Raw genomic sequence first — 20,341 nt, 5'->3', positions numbered from 1 at the left:
CATAGTAAACACATTTCTTACAATTTCTTTGGTTCATCTCAAAATCTCTCCTTAAAGTCCCATCATCTCTCGGATAATACGGTCAGACATTTTCACTGCACCGACAAGAACAAGCATATTAAATACCAGTTCCCCGATATATGCCCACACTTGCGTAACTGCTGCTGCGTCAGGATTCACTACTGGCGGCGATGAAGCAAATACGGAGAAAATAATACAAGCAAGTACGATGACTGCTCCTTCAAGCAGAACTGCACAATAGCTCTTGATAAAACTTTTCCCTACATTCTGTGTCGGTTCTCCTGCAAATGTGGAAAGTGGTATCGGTGCAAGTGCTGTGTACATATACAGTTTGAAAAATCGTCCGTACACCGTCATTATCAAAATGAACGAAAGCACTGTGATAAATAATCCTCCGATAAGCGTTACCGCCCACAATGGAATGCTCTCGAAAAATCCGCAGTCCTCTATGGTCGTTACCATCTCTGCGGGCAAGGTCGTCTGTTCCGGAGTTCCAAATCCGGCAGCATTCATAATGGTTGAAATCGTACCCTGCACGATATTAAATAGTGCAAGCATAAGTTCCATTCCGTATGTGATAACACCTTTCGCCAGTGCAAAACGAACAAAGAGCTTTAAAGCGTGTTCCGGTTTCTTCACATCTGTAAAACTTCCGCAGGTCTTTACCATACCTATCACAAAAAACAATACAAGCAATGCAAGCCCGATAGCCTGAACTGCACCGTTGATGTCAACGATAACCTTCCAGATATTCCCTCCCTTAAAGTTCTGCGGTGTAGTTGTGATGAGCGTCCATATTTCCGACAGTTTTTCATTCCAAGTTTCAAGGGCATTTTCAAGATTTTGAACTACCCAGTTATCACTCATTCAAAGCACCTCCTTACAATTAAGGGGTGTACCTTAACTTGGCACACCCCTCGATAACTGTGTAACTCTTATCTTAGCCTGTGATAAGAGTAAGGATTTCTTTCGCAAAAGTGATAATGACACCACCCGCAAGAGTCAGGAAACCATTGGCTCTCTGAGAAGGGTCGTGAGATTTGAGTGAAAGACCGACCTGCACGATACCAAAGCCAAGCAAAATCATACCGATGGCACGGATAAGTCCGAAGATAAAGTCGGACAGATTGTTGACTACGGTAAGCGGGTCATTTGCTGCAAATGCAGTGGTTGTCATTCCAAGTGCCAACGCACCGACAATGACCATTGTGCAATAAGCACGGAAGCCTTTCTTAACCTTTCCGGTCATAGGCAGTTTCTTTGTTTCCTGAGTATCAGTTGCTTTTTTCTTAAAAATAGTCATAGTTGAATACCTCCAAAATTTAATTCGTTTGATTGTTTATGAACAGAGCTTCCATCTCCTCATCGGAAAGAAGTTCCCAGTTCGTTTCTTCCATTTCCTTTTCAGGAAGTGTTGCAGGGTCAATGTCCCAAATAGCAATCGAAGCAATATCTTTTGTGACTTCTCCGTGCATATAAGGACTTGCCTTTCCGTCTGTGGTAAGTGCCACATTCGGGTGTTTCATAATGTCATATTTGAAATCCATAATGGGTCTTTCCCCACGGATAAATAAAATAGCGTACTGATTATCAAGCATACGCACCTCATCAGGGGTAAGTAACTCTCTGCCGCTAATCTGATAATTGGTGGAATAGTTACCGCTTCTTCCGGTACTCTTTCCGAACGTATTAGTATCTATGGTTTCCTTACCCAACAGCTCCGACACATATTTATGGGTTGACTGCTCATTTCCACCGAGGTAAAGAAATTCATCGCAGTTACCCACAATGCTCTCCCACTGTTTTTCAAACAAGGCTTTAAGCTGTGCCAAGTTCTGTAAGATGATACTTACCGATACCCCACGGGAACGCATAACCGACAGTATCTTGTCGAAATCGTCCGGCAGTGAAACATTGGCAAATTCGTCCATCATAAAATGAACGGGCATCGGCAGACAACCGCCGTGGATATGGTCGGCTGCATAAAACAACTGCTGAAAGAGCTGTGTGTAAAGAATGGATACCAAGAAGTTGAAACTGGAGTCGTTATCCGGTATCAGTGCAAACAGTGCCACTTTTTTCTCTCCGAGTGACTGCAAATCCAGTTCATCAGCAGAAGTAAGAGCAGCAAGACTTTCCAAGTTAAACTTTTCAAGCCTTGCTGCAAGGGTTATCTGTATGGATTTTAATGTTTTGGAAGAACCGGAATGATAAGAGTGGTAATACTTCAAAGCAATGTGGTCAGGATTATCTATCATCAAATCCGAAAACAGATTGTCAAGCGGAGAAGGACTTGGGTCGTCCTCGTCCTCAATCGCCCCGGCTCTTAACATTTCCATTACCATTGCAAAATTCTGTTCTTCTGGCGGTGCTTCATAGTGCAGATAAAATACAAGTGCAAGCAGAAGCATTGACGCTGCCGTATCCCAAAACGGGTCATTGCTCTGTGAACCTTTCGGAGTGGTACTCTTGAAAAGATTTGTCACAAGTTTCTGCACATCATTGTCATTCTGCAAATAGACAAACGGATTGTAACAATGGCTTTTCTCCATTGAAATCAAATCAAGCACACGCACTTCGTAACCCTTCTTCTCAAGAAGATGTCCCGTATCTCGCAGGATTTCCCCTTTCGGGTCTAATATCACATAACTGTTTCTGGCAGCGTTCATAATATTAGGCTTTGCATAAAATCTTGTCTTACCTGCACCGGAGCCGCCGCACACAAGCGTATTCAGATTTCGTCTGTGCTTCTTGGCATTAAGCCCAATGCACACATTCTGAGTCATCAGCTTATTTTCTGACAGCGGCTTTTGTCGGTATTTCTTATCAATGGCTCTGACATTGCCCCATTTGGCAGAACCGTGTTCCTCTCGCCTGCGGTAATTCTTTCTTGTCGAAAAGTAAATCCCGATACCCATTCCATAGCACAAAAGCAAAATGAGGACAGTTTTCAGACTGTCCTCACATAATTTTATGGAAAATGGATTATCAAAGAGTGTCGCAAGATTGGCTGCTATCTCCGGCAACCCTCCGCTTATGGAAGGTGCAATCAGAAGTGCCAGCCATATGACCGGAACGATACCGACAATGGATAAAATAATGGCAGTCTGCCTGTCATTATCTCGCTTCATCTGAACGTTTCCTTTCAATTACTTTGAACTTTTTCAATGGGGCATTTCCGACTTTTACAAGCAGGTCGTCTACTGCATCTGCGGACTTGCCTTCCTCCATCAACTTTGTTTTCTCATCGTTTAAGGAGCGAATGACAACACCGTGTTCGTAATCGTCCAAAGCAATGTGGTAGAGTTTTTCTTTTTCCATATCTGCCCTCCATTATCTCTCATAGTCCTTTGAACGCTCCTGCTTCTTGCGGAACATTTCATCAGAGATATGACTGTGAATTTCTGCCATTGCATTTCGGGTCTTGGAAAGCTCCGCACGGATTTCTTTCGGCTCTTTGGAAGCCAATCCCTCCGGAATGCGGTTAATTGCAAAATTCTGTGTATCTACTCCATACTTCTTGCAAAGCATATATCCGATACACACTGCCTGAAAGCCCATATCCCTGCGGCTGTAACTTTCGCTGTTGATGGAAAGCTGTGCGTGTCCAAGTTCCTGAGCCACACACTGAGCAACTGCTACGCTGTCGCCCACATTACGCTTCACATACAAGGTCTGCTTTTCATTATTATAGAAAGCTGCCATATTCGGATACGGAAGTTCATCGGTTGACGCAACCTCCACCGGAGATACATCAAGCATTGTCGTGATAAGTGCTTTCGGGTCACGGTTTGCTGATACCGCCGGAGCTTTTCTTCCATTTGTCTGCGTAACATCAAATACCTTTTTGACATTGTAGGAAATACCCGGAGAACCATCTGCTCTTGTGTATTCCACTGGTTCAAGGATAGAAATACTCTTTGCCCCTTTGGTAATCTTCACATTGTCCTTACCCCAATCATCAAAATCTTTAAGCTGTGTCGCCTGCGGATACTGACTGTAAATAAGGAGAGCATTTGCTGCGGAATATCTGTCCATTCGACTCTGCGTATCAAGAAAACTCTTGAATTTCTCAGGGTCACTCACAATCTCACGGGCAGCGTCGTCAATCATCTGATAGACCTTTTCTTTTTCTGCTCGCTTCTTTTCCGCATACTCCTCTTTGGATAATCTCGGCTGATTACCGCCAGCCTTTGCGGGTTTGAAATCATTTGTCATAGTGAATTACCTCTCTTTTGTTTTGGTTTTCTTCTTCGGCTGACGGTGTACCGTCTGACCGTTTTTCTGCTGCGGCTTCTTGCCGTCTTTCTTAACCTCCGGCTCTTTACGCTCTGCTTCTTTTTGCTGTTTTGCCTGTGCCTTGTAGCGGTCAAGTTTCTCTTTGACCGATGGCTTTTCCACTGGCTTTGCAACACCCTTATCAGATTGCGTTTCTACCGGCTCTGAGTTTTGCCTTGACAGAGGGCTTTTGTCTGTTTTGGCGACTGAGGGGTTTGCGTTTGCTCGCTCCTCTTTCTGCATTGGATTTCTGACCGCTTCTTCCATAATGATTTCACTCTTGGATTTAGTCGGCTTTTCTTTTTCAACCGCTTCACGGTCTGCGATAGCTTTCTCTGCTTCACTGACAATCGAAGCCTTATCCACCTTGCCAAGTTCAAATCTTTCAACGATACGCTGAATTTTAGAAGCGTCCTCTGCTCTTGCGATAATATCTACCGGAGCATTCTCTCCCTTTGTGTTCTTATCTCTGAGGACACAATAAAGAACGCCATAGCGTTTTGCCTGTTCGGTAAACTTCTTCAAATCCTTTTGCGGAATGGAAAAGACTTTCAGCTCCTTGCCTGACTTAATCATATTGGTAAGCCTTGCTTTGCCCTTCGTCTTTTGCTCCTGCTTCAGAACCGATACCAAAAGCAATGCGATATTCTTCGCCGCCGAACCGCTTAATCTTGCAGCAACTTCAAATCCTTCAAGCGAAAGCCTGACGACCTGCTCTGCTGCGTCACCACCGTTGTTCATAGCGTGATTTCTCCTTTCTCTGCTGTTTTTGTTCCTCTGTTTCGATATGCTCAAGGTTTTCTTCCATAACCTTTGACCTCTCCGCAATATCCTCGCAGAGTTTTACTTCCCGTCGGAGTTTTTTCAATTCTCCATTGATAGAAGCGATTTCATCTTTTGCCGCCTGAAGCTGACCATCATCAATATTTGTTCTTATCTTTTTTCGGAGATGTGTTCTTCCGGCAATCAGATTTTTCATCTGCTCCTCTAAGGAAGTCTTATATGAAAAAAGCTGTTCGTCCGTGGAAATATTTTCTCGTCCGAGCAGCCTTACTTCATCAGTAATCTTATCGAGCTTCATCAAATCATCTTTCAAGAGATAATGAAGCCTTGCGTTATTCTGTTTCTTATACTTTGGCAGATAACCGAGTCTATAACAGTAATACAGATACAGCCCATAAAGTCCGCCTTTCTTTTTCAGCTTCTGCCCTCTGGTCTGCATACGGTACTGTCTTGGTTTATAAGTTGCCCTCTGGAACGGCTCAATCTCTGCCCATCTGTTACGATTTTCTTTGATACGCTCTACAATCCGGTCATTGGTATAATCTGCTCCGAGATTTTTCAGTCGTATCGGCTTATCGTATCCCTTTGGAATGACCGTCCAGTATTTTCGGCTTGGACTCAGGTTATAGGCATATCCCATTTCCTTGAGTGCAAACTGAAATTCTTTCAGGGTCTTGCTGTGATCGATAGCATAATCAATCGCTTCTTTTGCAACCGAGTAACGTGTCGGCATACCTGCCTTTTCTTTCATCGTCAGATAATCCGACTGCTTACTGCGGTTCGGATTCGGGTCATAGTAAAGTCCATACTTCTCACAAATCCTGTCTGCAACTTTTCGGAATTTGAACCACGCTTTTTCCTCTCCCCACAAATGTTTGCCATCGACAAAAGAAATAGAATTGATGACAAAATGACAGTGCAGGTGCTTTGTGTTCAGGTGGGTTGTCACAACGACCTGAAATCTTTTGCCCCACACTTCATTTGCAAACTCCATTCCGATTTTCTGTGCCATCTCAGGAGATATATCTATTTCCTTGAAACTCAAATATCCGTGATAGGCTTGGATACCGTCTGTCTTTTGGTACTGTTCCTTAACCGTTATGAACTGGTCACGGGCAATCGCCACATTACAGTTGATACCCTCAACATAAAATTCTCGCTCTGTTTTTTCTTCGTCCTTTGCATAAGCAATAACATCTGCAAGAGCCTGATACTGTTCCGGCGAAAACTCCCTTTTGATTTTTGCAGAAGTCTTTTCGGGATTGGTCGCATAGTCAATGACCTGACCGAGCCTTTCTGTTACCGACCACAACTTTGTTACTGCCATTTCATTTCGCTCTGATTTGGACGAAGATATGTCCTCTCAATCTCTGACTGGAACTTATTCCACTTCACAGCTTCATTCTTCAGCATAGGTGCGTCAATGAAACCAAGCGTATTAGCTTTAGCCGCAAGCTGATTGATGTTATTACCGATAGAGGAAAGTTCCCTCATCACATCATAGAAGCGGTCATCGGGTTTCTCTTTCGGTTCGTAACCTCTGATAAGCAAACGGATAAGTCCTGCTTCGGAAAGACAAGCCTTCTTTGCCTTTGCTGCCAAGTCCTGTGCTTCCTTGCGGTTAAAGCGTACAATCTTCTGAATGTTTCTCTTTCTCATAATCGGTATCTTCCTTTCTCTTTACTCTGCAATCTTTGTTAATCTGGAATAAGCACATCATCGTAACGCCAAGACAACTGCCGAGCAGTGTTCCGGCGGCGATAAGTAATAACTCTCTCAAATCAAGTTCTCCTTTCTCACGGGGTATTAGGGGCAACCCCTAACGAGCCTTTTACCGTTTGGGAAACTGTGTTTATCCAAATGGTCTGCTCGCTAAGAATAAACATCTCCTCCGGGTTGCCCCGTTCTCAGGCTACTATCTCTCATAATCCTTTGATTTCGGCTTAAAAGGTTCAGCCACGATATTGCCGCCCACTTCCTTAGAAAAGCGTTCAGGATACTTGAACTGTTCCTTATACTTCTTTATCATATCGTCCGGCAAGCTCTGAAAGCTCTCACTCTCAGGCGGTGCATAACAGATAAAGAACTTGCCGCAGATAATATCAACCATCTCTTTCTTATCGTTGTCCTGCACATAAACAGCACGATTAAGCGGAAGTCCTCTTACCTTTCCTTCCTCATTACAGATGATTGCAACGTCATCATCAAAGGGCATATATTCCTCAATATCCCCGCCGACAACCTCCTGCATTGCTTCCAGACTGTCGTCAATTTCAATTTCTTTTGGATACTTTTCCGGTTCTACCAAGAGAACTTTAATCTTAGAATCATTCATCGTTCTTCATTCCTTTCGTATGTTTTCTTATTGTAAATTCCCATCTGCATACAAAGAAAATCGTTGAAGTCCTTACCTGCTTTGGGTGGCTCATCAACGATTTCATACTTGTCCGGCAGAATGATTTTTAAGGTCTGTGCTGCCTTTCTGCCCGCTATGTCATTATCAAAATGGATACGGATTTTCCTGACAGACGGGTTGCTGCCAAGATATTTTTCCAGTGCAATCGGTACTTTGCTGTCCTCTATTTTCTTTGCCGGAGAATATACACCGGACAGCGAAACAAAGCTCATTTCTTTCCAGTCCTGCCCGTTCAACTTCGCAAGGGTGGCATAGGATAACAAGTCAATGGCACACTCAAAGAGGTGTACTTCCTCCAAGTTTTCCTTACCAAGCCGAAAAGAATAATCTTTTTTACTGCCACTACAATCGCCCATAATCCTACGCTTATTCGTGGAACGGTAGGCTGCATATTTCGGTTCTTTCTTCTCGTCATAGCCTACGAACACAACATTGTGATATGGCAGACTCTCAAAGATAAGGTCATTGGCAATACAGTAATTGATGATTTCAAAATCTATTCCTCTCCCGAAAAGGTACTCTGTAATCACTCTGTTGGAAGCACATTTTTCAGGGAGAAGAAGCGGTTTGTTTTCCTCTTTTGGCTGTGGCTTTTCATAGACCGGAGCCTGAATTGCTGTGTGTCCGATAATGGTTTCCACTGCTTCAAGGAAGCTGTAACCTTTGACCTTGATGAGATAATCTAAGGCACTCCTTCCGCCGATACCTCTCGACCACCATATCCATTTCCCGTTTGAAATCTTCAAACTGTCGTGGGTTCTGGTACAATAAGTGTTACCCGAAAACTTAACCAACTCATACGGTTCATAGTTTTTCAGGTAGGTTAATAAGTCCATCTGCTTCGCCTGAATGATTAACTCAGGTGCGATAAAAGGCATATCGACCACCGCCTTCCTGTTTATCTCTCATACGATTTCTCCTTTCTACCGCCGACTGCTTCGCCCTCGTCAGGCTCTCCGCTGACAATCTCATTTTCTTTTTTATCCATATTGAGCAGGATATTCAGCTCATCAAGTCGGGCAGTTTTTGCCCTCAGTTCTTCCTCTTTCGCAAACGGCTTTTCAATTTCCTGCTTCGCTGTTTCAAACTGCTTCTCCGTATTTTCAAGACTGTTTTTCGTATCAGCAAGTGTTTCCTCAAAGCGTTCAATGCCGTTATCTATTCTCACGATATTACCGTGAGCGTCATCACCAAGCGGTACATCTCTGCTCGTTTCGCCTTTCAGCTTCACAACATAATTACGCTGCACCGTATCAAAATACAGTTCCATTTGAAAGCCACGGTACTCGCCAAGTGGTATCGCATCAGGACTGTTCATTGACTTGCAGGCATTGATGATTGCCTGACCTGCTTCGGCTTTTTCGGAATAAGAAACACCCGATACCATCATTCCAAGCGGCTGCTCGTCTATCGGTTTCGGGTGTAATTTTGCTGTTTCAACATCTTTTGTAAGTCCCTCCATACGGGATTTTAAGTAAGCAATCTGTTGTGGGTAGAACTTGATGACCTTATCCTCCAGTCCGTATTTCTCTGATAAGAAATTGGATTTTAACATCTTCAGCTTCTGCACCTGAATGTCTAAGTCCATCTTCTCTTTGATATACGGATTGCCTGTTGCAAGCATTTTTATCTCTGCATAGGACAATGCGGTTTCATCAATATCCTCTGCCGACCTGACCGGAGATTTGCTCGTCATAATCTGACTTGCGAACTTCTGCTTACCTTCTACAAGCTGATAGAGGTATGCGTCAAAGGTCTGCTCTGTTACATAGCGGTAAATATCTACCTGCGGATTTTCATTGCCCTGACGGACAATTCTACCGGAACGCTGCTCCAAATCAGTCGGTCATTTTTTGCGGACAGTTCATACATGCTATCCTTTTCTGTTCTCTGCTCCTGCGTTTGCTCTCGTTTGATTTCTCCCTCCGTATCTTCTTGGCACAAGCAGGACAATACCTTGATGCACCAGAGCCCGGGACATATTCAACGCCGCACACCGTACAATTTTTAGCGGGCATTGCTGCCCACCGTTTTGTAGGTATGATATGTAATTCATCGACAAAGCCGATGAATTTATAGTAAATCTTGATTTCCTGCTTCACTGTTCCGTCTGCCATCTTCTCACGCTCCGAAACAAGTATCTTGTCTATGAGTGCGTTTATAACTGTTGCATCCAGTTCTTTTAAGCCTTGATAATTTCGGATAAGGGCGAGGAAGTCACGGATTCCCCGTGATTTCTCGTAGCTTTCATTAAGAGTTTCCGTCACCTCTTTCAGCCTTGCTTCAATTTCAAGCTGCTCTTTCTGGTATTTCCCCGACATCATCTCAAAATTCCGCTCGGTAATACGCTCCATGACCTTATCCTCGTAGAGAGAGGAAAACAGCCTGTCCAGTTCCGCAAGGCGTTTGTTCAGCTTCTTACGTTCTTTCTCTAATGCTTTCGCCCTGCTCTGGTCTGTTTCCGTGAGCCGCTTTTCTATGGCCCTGACCGCCTTTTCATCATTCACTGCCATATCCGCAAAACAGTTGATGTCGGCAAGAACGGCATTGAATAAATCCCTTGCTTCTATATTGTGGGCACTACACTCGCTTCTTCCGTTTCTTGCATAATTATTACATGAATACTGTACACAGTCGATAATCTCTGGGCGTTTCCTCCTGTGTACGTTCATTGCCCGCAGAGCACATCCGCAGTCCACACACTTGATAACGCCTGCAAAAATATTTACAAATCCTCCCTTGTTCTGTGGAAGCCTACGACTTGTAATAAGCTGTTGGACAATATCAAATTCCTCCTGCGTGACTATTCCCTCATGGGTATTGGGTATCACTTCCCATTCTTCGGGCAGCTTAGAGGGGCGTTTCTTGCTTTTCATATTGGCGGCAATCCGTTTGTAGCCTACAAGATTTCCCGCATATATCGGGCTTCTTAAAATGCTCCTCACGCTGTTCCCACTCCAAATATAGCGTTTGTCCTCGTTCCCCTCAAAATGACGTTCAAAGCCTGTTTCGCCACGCTCCGCCGCATAAGCGGCAGGGCGTAGGATATGCTGTTTATTAAGATGTCTGCAAATTTTGGCAACTCCATTCCCTTTTAATGCAAGGTCGAATATCTCTTTTACAACATGTGCCACTTTATCATCTATCAGCAGATGGTTGTGGTCGGCAGGGTCTTTGATATAGCCATAAGGGGCGGTAGTTCCCATGAATTTCCCCTGTTGAAACCTCGCCCGATATGCCGATTTTATCTTAACAGATATGTCAGCGGCATACATTTCGTTTAAAATGTTGCGGAAAGGCGTGATGTCCATAGCAGATTTATTCAAGGTATCTACGCCGTCATTGACCGCTATATACCTCACGTTATGCTCTGGGAAGAAAACTTCCAGATATAACCCACAATCAAGATAGTTTCTCCCCAGACGGGATAAATCTTTCGTAATCACGCAGTTTATCAGACCGCTTTCAATGTCTTTTATCATATTCTGGAAACTTGGTCTTTGGAAATTTGTACCAGAATAACCATCGTCCACATACGTTTTTGCTATGTGCCATCCCTGCTTTTTCACATAATCCGTGAGGATGGATTTCTGTGTCGCAATGCTCGCACTCTCGTTATCCGTACCATCGTCTTTAGATAAGCGGCAATAAATGCCGACTAAATAGATTTTCTTTTCTTCTTTGATTCCTGCCATACTGTAAAACCTCCGTATCTGTCCTATCTGTTTTCATGTCCCATTGCGTACATTCTAAGCGGACAGCCCCTCATTGTCGAAGGTGTCGCCCTCGGCAATCTTCTTCCGAATATCCTCGGAGATAATCGGGACAAACGCTTCTGTAACGGTCTGTGTGCCGACATATTCACGGCTGATTATCATCTGCACTGGTGCTTTTGGCACGATACGCTTTCTCTTTTTATCTGCTTTCTTATCCTCGCCCATACTTAAATCTTCCTTTCCAGACAGGGCAGGGAAGAGTTTGGAAATGTCCCCGCCCTGCCAATCAGATACCATTAATCCTCGCTGTTTAATTCTTTCTGTAATGCTTTAAGGAGTGCCGCCGCTTCATCAGCGTTCAGCGTGATTCCCTTGCCGCACTTTTCACGGTTCGGGGAAAAGCTGCGGATGTCATACTTCGGCTCTTTCCCATTCCATGAAATGAGATTGATTTCCTTTGTGTAGCCACTGTCGCCCGTAGACAATACTGCGATTTCCTTTACGATTTCATACTGGATTTCTCTCATTCTCCATACCTCAACTCTCTGTATTTACTTCCCGAAAAAAGAAGATTAGCGGCTGTCACGGTTGCGTTTCCTCTGCAACTCACGCTCCAAAAGTTTGATGATGGTTTCCTCCATCTGCTTCGGCGTTGTGTTCTTCGGAAAGTATTTTTTCAGCTTGCTTGTGTTGATTTTCAAGGTTTCTTTCTGGTTGCCCTTTTCCTCCGTCATAATCGCAAATATCGTATCCATGTCAAGCCGCCCGCTCTGGCTTAACTGTTTCATCCGCTGTGCCTGTGAGAGTGAGGGCGTTGCTTCTTCGCTCTCCATCGTGGCAAAGAGGTTTTCCTGCTCGTCTTTCTTCAAGAAGGACAGTTCCACCGCAGGCGTGAGGGCGATTTTCCCCTCGTCCACCATCTGCAAAATCGGCGGTATCAGTTCCGTCAGGCGGATAAAACGCTGCACGGTCATCCTGCCCACGCCGAAGCCCTGTGCCACCTTGTCGTCCGTCCGCAACTTCGTCACAACTTGTGACGAGGTTAAGTCTGTGCGGAAACCCTGCCGCTTCATGGCTTCGGATTTCATCTTGTAAGCAAACGCCCGCTCCGATGGCAGGATATTCTCACGCTGCAAATTGCTGTCTACAAGGGTGATGATGGCTCGGTCACGGTCTAAGGGCAGGACAAACGCAGGCACGGTATTTATCCCTGCAAGTTCAGAAGCACGGACACGCCGCTGTCCTGCAATCACTTCATAACCGTCCCCGTCCTCTTTCGGGCGTGTGATTATCGGCGTGACAATGCCAAATTCCTTGATGCTTTCCGCTAACTCTGACAGTGTTTCATCTTCTGCCACATGAAACGGATTGTCGGGGAACGGGTACAAGTCTTTGGTCTTTAACACCTTAAAATCCTGTTTCTTCATTCACATATCTACCTTTCTTTCGCTCTGCTTCTATGATTTTTCTGCAATTCTTCCAACACTTCGGGCGGTATTTTTGACAGCAGCCGCCCCATCTGCTCGTTGGTTCTCTGCAATTCAAATATCTTCTGATTCGCTTTCTGCACCTTTAGTTCCTGCTCGTACTTTTCATCACGCATACGCCCCGCATAGTCTGATTCCTGCCCAATTCTCTCTTTCAAACTGTCGATATACGCCTGCTGTTTCCCGATTTCCTTAGAGAATTTCTCCACGTCTGGCAGCCATGCAGAGAGTAAATCTAACGCTTTATCCCTTTTCTTCCCTGCGTTAAAGGCGTTGATGTCGGATAGGGCAGACACGATTTCTTCATACTGTTTATCAAGCCTGCCGCCTAATTTATAGAGCCATGTGGGGACGTGTTTCCGCTTGGTTTCCATTGAGGACTGCCCCCGTTCAAGCTGATTCCACCGTGAGGACATCCGCTCATGGTAGGCGGTCTGCCACTCGGATAATGATTTCTGGTTGCCTAAGATAGCTTTCGCTGACAGCTTATTGTCTGGCGTAATCGGCACAAAGCAGAGGTGCATATGGGGCGTTCTCTCGTCCATATGGACGACAGCGGAGAGGATATTCTGCTTTCCAACACGCTCCGAAATGAAGTCAAGAGCCGTCTGGAAATACGCTTTTTGTTCTTCGGGCGGTAACTGGTTCATAAATTCTGGTGAAGCTGTGATGAGCGTTTCCACCATCATCACGCTGTCTTTCCTTGTCCTGCACCCCGCTTCGGCTACCATGCGGTTAATCTCTTTCTTGTAGGTGTACTTTGGTGGTGCTATGAGATGGTAATTGTTTTTAGAGCGTTCCATATCTATATCTGGGTTGCTTTTGTAGGCTTCTTTCTTCCGCTCGTTGTGGCGTTCACAAGCCGCAACGCCGCCCGCTTTTCGTTTCTGGAAACGCAGGATTGCATAAGGCATAGGCGGATTCCTCCTTTCTTTCGGCGGGTGACCGTCCTTTGGGGTGACAGCGGTGACGGTGGTGACAGCAGTTTTGGGATACCCCCTGCCGACTGCCGCAACTGTCACCCTCACCCCCTGCATGACGGTCATGTCGATGATGACGGTGTTTTTGGGATACCCCCCTCGCAAGAGCCGTCACCGTCATGCCGCCATTCTTTTATCCGAAGCCGTAAGGCGTAGGATAGCAGGGCACAGCCCTGCCTTAAGGGAGTCCAGAGGGAACGTCTGGCACACGACTTTGCAGGGCAAAGTGTAGTGTGTTACACCCTGTAAACGCAGTCGGAAAAATCGGAATGATTTTTCTGACCGCAGGGGTGGTTTTACACGACCGAAAAGGGCGAGTAAATCTCACGCCTGCATTTTGCGTTTACGGGGTGTTCTCCCGTAGGGATGACAGCGGCAGGGTATCCTAAAATCACTGTCACCACCGTCACTGCTGTCACCCGCAGGGCAGAGCCGCCAGCTTTACATGGCTTTAAGCGTCAATGACAGTAACAGGGGGGTATCCTAATATCGCTGTCACCACCATCACCGCTGTCACCCGCCCTCCTTGCAAGGGCAATCCGCCTGCCGTCTTTCCTGCGGCTGTACTGGTAGCAGATACGGTTCTCGCTTAAAAATGTGGTGCGGTATTCATTCAGCCATTTCGTAATCACCGTGGGTATGGTTTCCGTTTCCCCCATAGCGGCTAACAGTTCCGTTGCCGTGCCTATCCATTCTTCCTTATCCCTCATAAAATCCACCAACCGAAAAAGGACATCTGGTATCGTTTCTTTCGCAAGCTGCTCCTGCGTTTTCCGCTCCACAAGCTCCCAACGGCAATCACGGAAACGCAGCGTGTATTCCTGATAAGGCGTGTCCCTGCCCGTCACATACAGCTTGGCGGTGTCAGACGCACGTTTCTCCTTTTCCAGAACAAAGGTAGCGTCCGCACTCCCCGTTAATCCTGTCGTCCCAGACACCTTGTTGAACACGTCGCTGTCATTCTGCTTTCGGATGTGGTGTACGACAATGACCGCCAGAGAGTGCCTGTCGGCAAAGTCTTTGATGAGGGAGATGTCCCCATAGTCGCTTGCATAGGCATTGTCTTTTGAAGCTGTACGGACTTTCTGCAAGGTATCAATGACAATGAGCCTGCTGTCTGGGTAATCTTTCAGATAATCTTCAAGCTGCACGATAAGACCGTCTGACAGCTTGCAGCTTGCCACGGCAAAGTGGAGCCGCCCGCTTGCTTCGTCCGTCAAACGAAATAACCTGTCCTGTATGCGGCAGAACGTGTCCTCAAGGCAGAGGTAAAGCACATCGCCCTCCATTGTCGGCATATCCCATAAAGGGATTCCCTGCGACACGCATAAGCATAGCTTCAGCATGAGCCAGCTTTTGCCTATCTTCTGTGAGCCGCAGAACAGCGATAAGCCTGTCGGGATAAGGCTGTCCACCACAAAGGATGGTTTCTCAAGCGGTTCATAAAGGAGCGTTTCGGCGTTGACTGTCTGTAACTTCTGCATGGCTTTCCTCCTTTCGGGCGGTGTCTTTGTTTTCGTTGCACATAGGCGTTGACCTCCTTAAAAATAGATTTACTCCCACGGAAAAAAGTGAGAGTATGTAATGCCGCCAATCCCACACAAATAAAAAACAGATTTCTTTTTCGGGCGGTGTCGGTCACGGTTGGAGATATTTCTTCAATTTCCGCCTTTACTTTCTCCTTTGCAATCGCAACAGATTTCTGTATTGCCGAAGCGGTGCAATGCTCCATAGCGGCGATTTGGTAAAAATTGAACTCATACTCGTAGTAGAGCAGGAAACGCCGCCTTTGTATCTCTGGAAGGCTCCCAACCGCCTTATAGAGCGTTTCATTCCGTTCTTCCTCAACCATGCGTTCATCAAGGCTCTTAGGCACACGCAACGCCCGTCTGTAAAGGGTTTCGTCCCATACCTCGTTAAACTCCCTGTGCCGCTCGTCCCATTAGAAAAGATTCCTGTTCCTGCGCTCCATCTGCCGAAACTCCATAAAGAACTGTTCCGACACTTCCAACTCGTGGGATTTGCCCTGCCCGTCCTTAAAGCTGATAAAATACCTTGTGCCGCTTTCCGTGGATTCCTCCCGAAGCGTGTATGCCTTAACCCTGTATGCCATCCTGTTGTCCTCCTGCAAAAAATGAGTGAGGGGATTTCCATCCCTCACCCAGTAGCCCGCAGGATGGCAGGCTGTTTTAGAAGCTATAAAATTTTCCGCAGCTTCTTCCGCAGATGGTCTAACCTCGCATAGATGGCACCAGTCGTCAAATGCACAAGCGGGGCAATCTCCTTTGTGGAATACCCCTGCATTTTCAGCAGGACGATTTTCAAGGTACGCCCGTCCACCGTGACTAATACTTGATAGAGATTTTCGCTCTCAATCTCTTCCAGTAACTCCGCAACCGTACCCACTTCCGCCTGCCGCTCCCTGCCTGCCATGTCCTCAAGATATTCCGCAACGTCATTCGTCCATCGGTAAAACCGCCTGTTGGAATTGAAGTCTGCCCTGTCCGCCATGCGTATCTGCTCAATGGTCGCTTCATCAACGCCGCACTCACGCAGCAGCTTTTCCTCCGCTTCTTTCCAGATACGCCATTTCCTGTCCTCCCGTCCGTGGTTGTATGCCATTCTTACTTCCTCCAATCAGAATTGATTGAGAGGGCAGAGAAAAGCCCCCTCATCTTCCCAAAGGAAAAAACAAGGGGGCTGAACGCTTTAAATTTTAATTTTCTATTATCTTTCTTAGTTTTATTAGGATTCTGGCTTTGCGTTTGTTTACAACGCTCTGGGTTATGCCCAACCTCGCCCCGACTTCACGCTCGGAAAGTCCGTCAAAAAAGATTGCCTGTATCAGCTCCTGTTCACTATCCGACAGCAAAGGCAGGGCGGCTTTCAGCCTGTCCACCATGACCGCATTGACAACGGTTTCTGCAATGTCCACCGCTTCATCAGTGATAAAGTCCAGAGGATTCCCCTCGCTGTCCGTAAATCCGTCGAGAGATAGCAGTCTATTCTTTGTATCTAATTTTTGCAGATAACGCCACCGTTCCTTGTCACGGTAGAAGTCTGTGTATTGCTCCCTCACGACTTCAAGCAGACAGCCTTGAATGGGGATAAACAGCTTGTCCATATAGGTCTGGTCGGATTCCCTGCAACGGCAGAACTCCGTGTAGGATAATTCCACATAGCCGCCACTTTCTCTGATATATACCTTTCTTGGTGCATATTTCACCATAAATACCTCCCATCTGAATTTTTGAAATGTAAAAAATCCAGATGGAGAGGCGGAGAACGACACCGCATATCAGAAACAGCCCTACGGCACTTTCCAACAAAAATCGACAAAAGAAAAACCGCAAAGGCTCTGTGACCTTTACGGTTATAGGAAATAGTAATTCTATTGTATGGAGATTGTACTTCTACTTTCAAGGTGAGAAGTACCGTTGCACTGGCAGAAATTTTTTTAACTGGTTTCCTGCCGTTCTCTGATATGCTATGTATTGATAAATTTTGCTTCGTATGAGCAGATAGATAACTGCCCGAAAAAAGGACATAAAAAAATCCCTCCAAATTTAAAAACAAATTCAGAGGGTAATTTAGGGTATAACAAAATAACCCACCCGAATATCGTTTTTTTTATTTGGTGAGTTTGTTCTTTCAAATACGAAACAAAAAGAGCCGATGATTCGTGAATTGTTCCACAATTTCATCGGCTCTGCGTCTTAAGCGTCTGGCTCTTTGATGACAGTTATCTTCAAGTTGTCAACTTTAATCAATCTTTCTTGTCTGCATTTTGGACAATAAAGGGGATAATTCTCCAAAACAGTGTCCTTCCTAATTTTATTACGGGTTTTGCTCCCACAAACAGGACACAATATCCATTCGCATTTCATCATAATTAGTCTCTAATCCTTTCAAATCTCATTTTATATGACTTTTGCAAGCTGTTAAGCTAACTTGTGGAACATATGCCGAACCTTATCTATACGGCTATTCGGGCGGCGGGGTTGGCAAATAAATTTACCAATAGCTGGCTGGTATCCTTTTAACTCTGTCAAGCAGACTCCCTGCCCATTTGTGAAATAAGTTAAATCGTTCCTGTATTCTTGAATACATCTAGCAGGGATTTCTCCTTTCAGAATGACCTCGTCATTCTTTATCTGAGTACTTACAATATCTGCACAATACCTTGGAGCATCATGATACGCCCGTGAGAGATATTCCTGCGGTGCATAAATTTCAAAGTGGAGATATGGCTCTAATAGTTCTGTCCCTGCTTTTTTTAAAGCCTGCTCCAATACGATAGGGGAAAGCAGCCGAAAGTCTGCGGGGGTACTTACAGGACTATAATACAATCCATATTCAAAACAGATTTTACAGTCTGTCACTTTCCATCCATACAGCCCCTGCTCGCAGCCATAAAGAACCCCCTCCATAACCGCATTTTGGAACGATTGATTTAAATATCCAAGTGAAACTCTGCTTTCATACTGCACTCCGCTTCCAATAGGGAGCGGCTCTATGGACAACCCGACAGAAGCCCAGAAAGGATTTGGCGGGACTTCTATGTGGATGGTATATTCTGCTTTTCTAAGCGGTCTTTCCATATATATAACAGTAGGCTCTTTTATTTCTGCCTCCACATGATATTTTTCCTCAAGGATGGCACAAATGACTTCCATCTGCACATTCCCCAAAAAAGAAAGTATAATCTCATGCGTTGTAGTATCCACATAATATTTTAAAAGAGGGTCGCCATCTGAAATTTCTGTAAGTGCCCCAAGCAATATTTCCCGCTGTTCAGATTTCTTTACTGCAATCGTTGTTTGGAGCATAGGGAGAGGATTTTCAATAAATTTTCTCTGCGGCAACAGTATTTCGTTCCCCAAAATACTGTTTAGCTGCAAAACATCATTTGGTAAAATTACAATATCACCAGAGCAGGCTGTATCGGATGAATATAATTCACCGTTTGTCGGAACACACATCTCTGTGATTTTTATTTTCTCTTTTTCAGATATTCTAATAACATCCCTCAAATGCAATGTTCCGCTATATATACGCACATAAACAAAACGCCGCCTTTTCTCTGAATATTCAATCTTAAAAACCTGCCCGCATAGTTCAGATTGACCTTCAGGCGTTGATGAATAAAATTTACTGGCAATTACTTCTATAAGCTGCCGAATCCCCAGATTGTTTTTAGCGCTTCCGTGATAAACGGGAAATAACGTTCCGTTTTGGAATCTCCTGTTTTCTTCCTGTTCCAGTTCTGACATTTTAAACGGTTTCCCTGACATATATTTCTCTAATAGTTCATCGTTTCCCATAATTACCGCATCCCACTGTTCCATATCGTCATTGTCCGTTACATTTATATGGGGATGCTGCCCAACCTTTTGCTTCACTATAATTTCCGAAGAAAGCTTTGCTTTCATTTCCCGATATACCATTGGCAAATCAATCCCCTCTTGGTCAATTTTATTGATGAAAAAAATTGTCGGAATCTTCATTATCTGTAGTGCATGAAACAGTATACGGGTCTGTGCCTGTATGCCATCCTTTGCAGAAACTAATAATACTGCTCCGTCTAATACGGATAAAGAACGGTATACTTCCGCCAAAAAATCCATATGGCCTGGCGTATCTATAATGTTGACTTTTACATCCTCCCACTGAAAAGATGTCACTGCTGTCTGGATAGTGATTCCCCTTTGACGCTCCAAATTCATTGTATCTGTCCTTGTTGTGCCTTCATCTACGCTCCCTAGTTCTGCAATTGCACCACTGGTATACAATAAACTTTCCGTTAATGTTGTCTTTCCTGCGTCAACGTGAGCCAGAATGCCTAAGTTAATTATTTTCATGTGATTTTCCTCCTATCAACACCCAAAAAAGGGCATAAAAATACCCAGTGATAAATACTCCTATCACTGGGTAAATAACTCCAATAGCCCCAAAACACTTATATGTTTTCGGGCATATAAAATTACATGATAAAAGTATTCTTAAACTGGGTACAAAAAACTAAGCCCCATATTAAAAGTGAAACGGGACTGCTACTTTTTGTTCCCACTATCAAATTGACAGTTTATTTAAGAATACCTTGCCGCATATTTATTAACTCCTTGTATAATACTGAATCTAATTATATTCCTTAACCCTTTATTTGTCAAGCTGACAAACTAAAGCAGAAAAAGCGGCAGGATTTCCCCCTGCCACTAATCATCTGTTTATGCAAAAATAATTTCCTTTTCCACAATCTCCCTCGCACAAGCCCTTATGTTATTGAGGCATCCTGTCCATTCTAAGGCGTTTTCTGCCTTTAGCTGTTCCGTTATGCCCTGTGCCTGTTTCATACCCTCTATGAGCCTTTCAAAGCGTTCCTGTGCCTGTCTGTTGATGTCGGCAAGGTAGGCGTTTAGCCTGCCGCTTGTAAGAAGATTGGTGTATGTAACTTTACGGTACTGTTTTAGATAATCTAAATGCCGTTGCCCCCAGATGCCTATTGCCTGTTCTTCTTCGGCGGGTACAGTTAAGCACGGTATCAAATAATCCCCTTGCCTTTCGTATTTGCCGCCCAGTTCCTCAAATAATGATTTTGCCATTGTCTGTTACCTCCACATTCTTTTTTATTTTGAATGTCCGCAAAATCCGTCCTACATC

At 44.8% G+C, this 20,341-nt stretch carries 22 protein-coding genes and 2 pseudogenes; all 24 read right to left on the bottom strand.

Going from position 1 to position 20,341, the window contains the following annotated elements:
* Nucleotides 1-51: 51 nt before the first annotated feature.
* The 24 genes and pseudogenes from BLP57_RS10510 to BLP57_RS10385 all read right to left on the bottom strand — a co-directional run bounded on the left by BLP57_RS10510 (nt 52) and on the right by BLP57_RS10385 (nt 20,283).
* The gene (locus tag BLP57_RS10510) at nt 52-888 is read right to left on the bottom strand and encodes a hypothetical protein (protein ID WP_002594677.1); all 837 of its coding nucleotides are present in this window, start codon (nt 886-888) and stop codon (nt 52-54) included.
* A gap of 73 nt (nt 889-961) precedes the next feature.
* Nucleotides 962-1,324 carry a hypothetical protein gene (locus tag BLP57_RS10505; RefSeq protein ID WP_015530024.1) on the bottom strand — a complete coding sequence of 121 codons (363 nt, stop codon included), beginning with the start codon at nt 1,322-1,324 and terminating at the stop codon, nt 962-964.
* A gap of 19 nt (nt 1,325-1,343) precedes the next feature.
* Nucleotides 1,344-3,152 (bottom strand): VirD4-like conjugal transfer protein, CD1115 family, encoded by a 1,809-nt coding sequence (locus BLP57_RS10500; protein WP_092071542.1) that lies wholly within the window; start codon nt 3,150-3,152, stop codon nt 1,344-1,346.
* Nucleotides 3,139-3,342, bottom strand: a complete 204-nt coding sequence (locus BLP57_RS10495; RefSeq protein WP_008789327.1) for a hypothetical protein — start codon at nt 3,340-3,342, stop codon at nt 3,139-3,141. The genes BLP57_RS10500 and BLP57_RS10495 overlap by 14 nt, the downstream gene beginning before the upstream one ends.
* 12 nt (nt 3,343-3,354) lie before the next feature.
* Nucleotides 3,355-4,239 (bottom strand): hypothetical protein, encoded by an 885-nt coding sequence (locus BLP57_RS10490; protein ID WP_008789326.1) that lies wholly within the window; start codon nt 4,237-4,239, stop codon nt 3,355-3,357.
* 6 nt (nt 4,240-4,245) lie between these two features.
* Complete coding sequence (locus BLP57_RS10485) at nt 4,246-5,040, bottom strand: PcfB family protein (RefSeq protein ID WP_092071539.1); 795 nt, start codon at nt 5,038-5,040, stop codon at nt 4,246-4,248.
* Complete coding sequence (locus BLP57_RS10480; RefSeq protein WP_092071535.1) at nt 5,024-6,409, bottom strand: relaxase/mobilization nuclease domain-containing protein; 1,386 nt, start codon at nt 6,407-6,409, stop codon at nt 5,024-5,026. Before BLP57_RS10480 ends, BLP57_RS10485 begins: the two co-directional genes overlap by 17 nt.
* The gene (locus tag BLP57_RS10475) at nt 6,400-6,741 is read right to left on the bottom strand and encodes a plasmid mobilization protein (RefSeq protein ID WP_092071532.1); all 342 of its coding nucleotides are present in this window, start codon (nt 6,739-6,741) and stop codon (nt 6,400-6,402) included. Before BLP57_RS10475 ends, BLP57_RS10480 begins: the two co-directional genes overlap by 10 nt.
* On the bottom strand, nt 6,704-6,862 hold the full coding sequence (locus BLP57_RS10470; protein WP_087203228.1) for a DUF3789 domain-containing protein: 159 nt from the start codon (nt 6,860-6,862) through the stop codon (nt 6,704-6,706). Before BLP57_RS10470 ends, BLP57_RS10475 begins: the two co-directional genes overlap by 38 nt.
* A gap of 135 nt (nt 6,863-6,997) precedes the next feature.
* Nucleotides 6,998-7,417 (bottom strand): DUF3846 domain-containing protein, encoded by a 420-nt coding sequence (locus BLP57_RS10465; protein WP_015530020.1) that lies wholly within the window; start codon nt 7,415-7,417, stop codon nt 6,998-7,000.
* Nucleotides 7,414-8,376 carry a DUF3991 and toprim domain-containing protein gene (locus tag BLP57_RS10460; RefSeq protein ID WP_092071529.1) on the bottom strand — a complete coding sequence of 321 codons (963 nt, stop codon included), beginning with the start codon at nt 8,374-8,376 and terminating at the stop codon, nt 7,414-7,416. The genes BLP57_RS10465 and BLP57_RS10460 overlap by 4 nt, the downstream gene beginning before the upstream one ends.
* A gap of 20 nt (nt 8,377-8,396) precedes the next feature.
* Nucleotides 8,397-9,335 (bottom strand): hypothetical protein, encoded by a 939-nt coding sequence (locus BLP57_RS10455; RefSeq protein WP_242872609.1) that lies wholly within the window; start codon nt 9,333-9,335, stop codon nt 8,397-8,399.
* A 1-nt stretch (nt 9,336) separates the two neighbouring features.
* A complete protein-coding gene (locus tag BLP57_RS10450) occupies nt 9,337-11,193 on the bottom strand; it encodes a recombinase family protein (RefSeq protein ID WP_001820670.1) in 1,857 nt (618 codons plus the stop codon).
* 54 nt (nt 11,194-11,247) lie between these two features.
* Nucleotides 11,248-11,439 (bottom strand): hypothetical protein, encoded by a 192-nt coding sequence (locus BLP57_RS10445; RefSeq protein WP_001820669.1) that lies wholly within the window; start codon nt 11,437-11,439, stop codon nt 11,248-11,250.
* Between the two features lie 71 nt (nt 11,440-11,510).
* On the bottom strand, nt 11,511-11,741 hold the full coding sequence (locus BLP57_RS10440; protein ID WP_001206986.1) for a YdbC family protein: 231 nt from the start codon (nt 11,739-11,741) through the stop codon (nt 11,511-11,513).
* A 45-nt stretch (nt 11,742-11,786) separates the two neighbouring features.
* On the bottom strand, nt 11,787-12,641 hold the full coding sequence (locus BLP57_RS10435) for a ParB/RepB/Spo0J family partition protein (RefSeq protein WP_000743700.1): 855 nt from the start codon (nt 12,639-12,641) through the stop codon (nt 11,787-11,789).
* 8 nt (nt 12,642-12,649) lie between these two features.
* Nucleotides 12,650-13,615, bottom strand: coding sequence for a MobV family relaxase (gene mobV / locus BLP57_RS10430; protein ID WP_001820668.1), 966 nt, complete (start codon nt 13,613-13,615; stop codon nt 12,650-12,652).
* A gap of 517 nt (nt 13,616-14,132) precedes the next feature.
* Nucleotides 14,133-15,165: pseudogene (locus BLP57_RS10425) on the bottom strand (AAA family ATPase).
* Nucleotides 15,166-15,319: 154 nt separating this feature from the next.
* Nucleotides 15,320-15,794, bottom strand: a pseudogene (locus BLP57_RS17655) (RNA polymerase sigma factor).
* A gap of 83 nt (nt 15,795-15,877) precedes the next feature.
* On the bottom strand, nt 15,878-16,303 hold the full coding sequence (locus tag BLP57_RS10415; protein WP_000323895.1) for a sigma-70 family RNA polymerase sigma factor: 426 nt from the start codon (nt 16,301-16,303) through the stop codon (nt 15,878-15,880).
* 94 nt (nt 16,304-16,397) lie between these two features.
* Nucleotides 16,398-16,907, bottom strand: a complete 510-nt coding sequence (locus BLP57_RS10410) for a sigma-70 family RNA polymerase sigma factor (RefSeq protein ID WP_105116765.1) — start codon at nt 16,905-16,907, stop codon at nt 16,398-16,400.
* Nucleotides 16,908-17,397: 490 nt separating this feature from the next.
* A complete protein-coding gene (locus BLP57_RS10395; protein ID WP_004614788.1) occupies nt 17,398-17,568 on the bottom strand; it encodes a cysteine-rich KTR domain-containing protein in 171 nt (56 codons plus the stop codon).
* Nucleotides 17,569-17,622: 54 nt separating this feature from the next.
* Nucleotides 17,623-19,542, bottom strand: coding sequence for a tetracycline resistance ribosomal protection protein Tet(O) (tet(O), locus tag BLP57_RS10390; RefSeq protein ID WP_000691758.1), 1,920 nt, complete (start codon nt 19,540-19,542; stop codon nt 17,623-17,625).
* A gap of 366 nt (nt 19,543-19,908) precedes the next feature.
* Nucleotides 19,909-20,283 carry a TnpV protein gene (locus tag BLP57_RS10385; protein ID WP_001129922.1) on the bottom strand — a complete coding sequence of 125 codons (375 nt, stop codon included), beginning with the start codon at nt 20,281-20,283 and terminating at the stop codon, nt 19,909-19,911.
* Nucleotides 20,284-20,341: the final 58 nt, after the last annotated feature.

The sequence above is a fragment of the Blautia sp. SF-50 genome (assembly GCF_900101315.1).
GTDB lineage: Bacteria > Bacillota > Clostridia > Lachnospirales > Lachnospiraceae > Blautia_A > Blautia_A fusiformis.
Note: the sequence above shows the minus strand (reverse complement) of the source record. Positions and strands in the feature narration are given on the sequence as shown.

Bases quoted from the DNA above. Each gene is read 5' to 3' on its own strand.
- BLP57_RS10445 (WP_001820669.1), bottom strand. From the start codon at position 11,439: ATGGGCGAGGATAAGAAAGCAGATAAAAAGAGAAAGCGTATCGTGCCA.
- BLP57_RS10440 (WP_001206986.1), bottom strand. From the start codon at position 11,741: ATGAGAGAAATCCAGTATGAAATCGTAAAGGAAATCGCAGTATTGTCT.
- BLP57_RS10495 (WP_008789327.1), bottom strand. From the start codon at position 3,342: ATGGAAAAAGAAAAACTCTACCACATTGCTTTGGACGATTACGAACAC.
- BLP57_RS10490 (WP_008789326.1), bottom strand. From the start codon at position 4,239: ATGACAAATGATTTCAAACCCGCAAAGGCTGGCGGTAATCAGCCGAGA.
- BLP57_RS10480 (WP_092071535.1), bottom strand. From the start codon at position 6,409: ATGGCAGTAACAAAGTTGTGGTCGGTAACAGAAAGGCTCGGTCAGGTC.
- BLP57_RS10395 (WP_004614788.1), bottom strand. From the start codon at position 17,568: ATGAAATGCGAATGGATATTGTGTCCTGTTTGTGGGAGCAAAACCCGT.
- BLP57_RS10385 (WP_001129922.1), bottom strand. From the start codon at position 20,283: ATGGCAAAATCATTATTTGAGGAACTGGGCGGCAAATACGAAAGGCAA.
- BLP57_RS10475 (WP_092071532.1), bottom strand. From the start codon at position 6,741: ATGAGAAAGAGAAACATTCAGAAGATTGTACGCTTTAACCGCAAGGAA.
- BLP57_RS10485 (WP_092071539.1), bottom strand. From the start codon at position 5,040: ATGAACAACGGTGGTGACGCAGCAGAGCAGGTCGTCAGGCTTTCGCTT.
- BLP57_RS10435 (WP_000743700.1), bottom strand. From the start codon at position 12,641: ATGAAGAAACAGGATTTTAAGGTGTTAAAGACCAAAGACTTGTACCCG.
- BLP57_RS10510 (WP_002594677.1), bottom strand. From the start codon at position 888: ATGAGTGATAACTGGGTAGTTCAAAATCTTGAAAATGCCCTTGAAACT.
- BLP57_RS10465 (WP_015530020.1), bottom strand. From the start codon at position 7,417: ATGAATGATTCTAAGATTAAAGTTCTCTTGGTAGAACCGGAAAAGTAT.
- BLP57_RS10505 (WP_015530024.1), bottom strand. From the start codon at position 1,324: ATGACTATTTTTAAGAAAAAAGCAACTGATACTCAGGAAACAAAGAAA.
- mobV (WP_001820668.1), bottom strand. From the start codon at position 13,615: ATGCCTTATGCAATCCTGCGTTTCCAGAAACGAAAAGCGGGCGGCGTT.
- BLP57_RS10415 (WP_000323895.1), bottom strand. From the start codon at position 16,303: ATGGCATACAACCACGGACGGGAGGACAGGAAATGGCGTATCTGGAAA.
- BLP57_RS10460 (WP_092071529.1), bottom strand. From the start codon at position 8,376: ATGCCTTTTATCGCACCTGAGTTAATCATTCAGGCGAAGCAGATGGAC.
- BLP57_RS10500 (WP_092071542.1), bottom strand. From the start codon at position 3,152: ATGAAGCGAGATAATGACAGGCAGACTGCCATTATTTTATCCATTGTC.
- BLP57_RS10450 (WP_001820670.1), bottom strand. From the start codon at position 11,193: ATGGCAGGAATCAAAGAAGAAAAGAAAATCTATTTAGTCGGCATTTAT.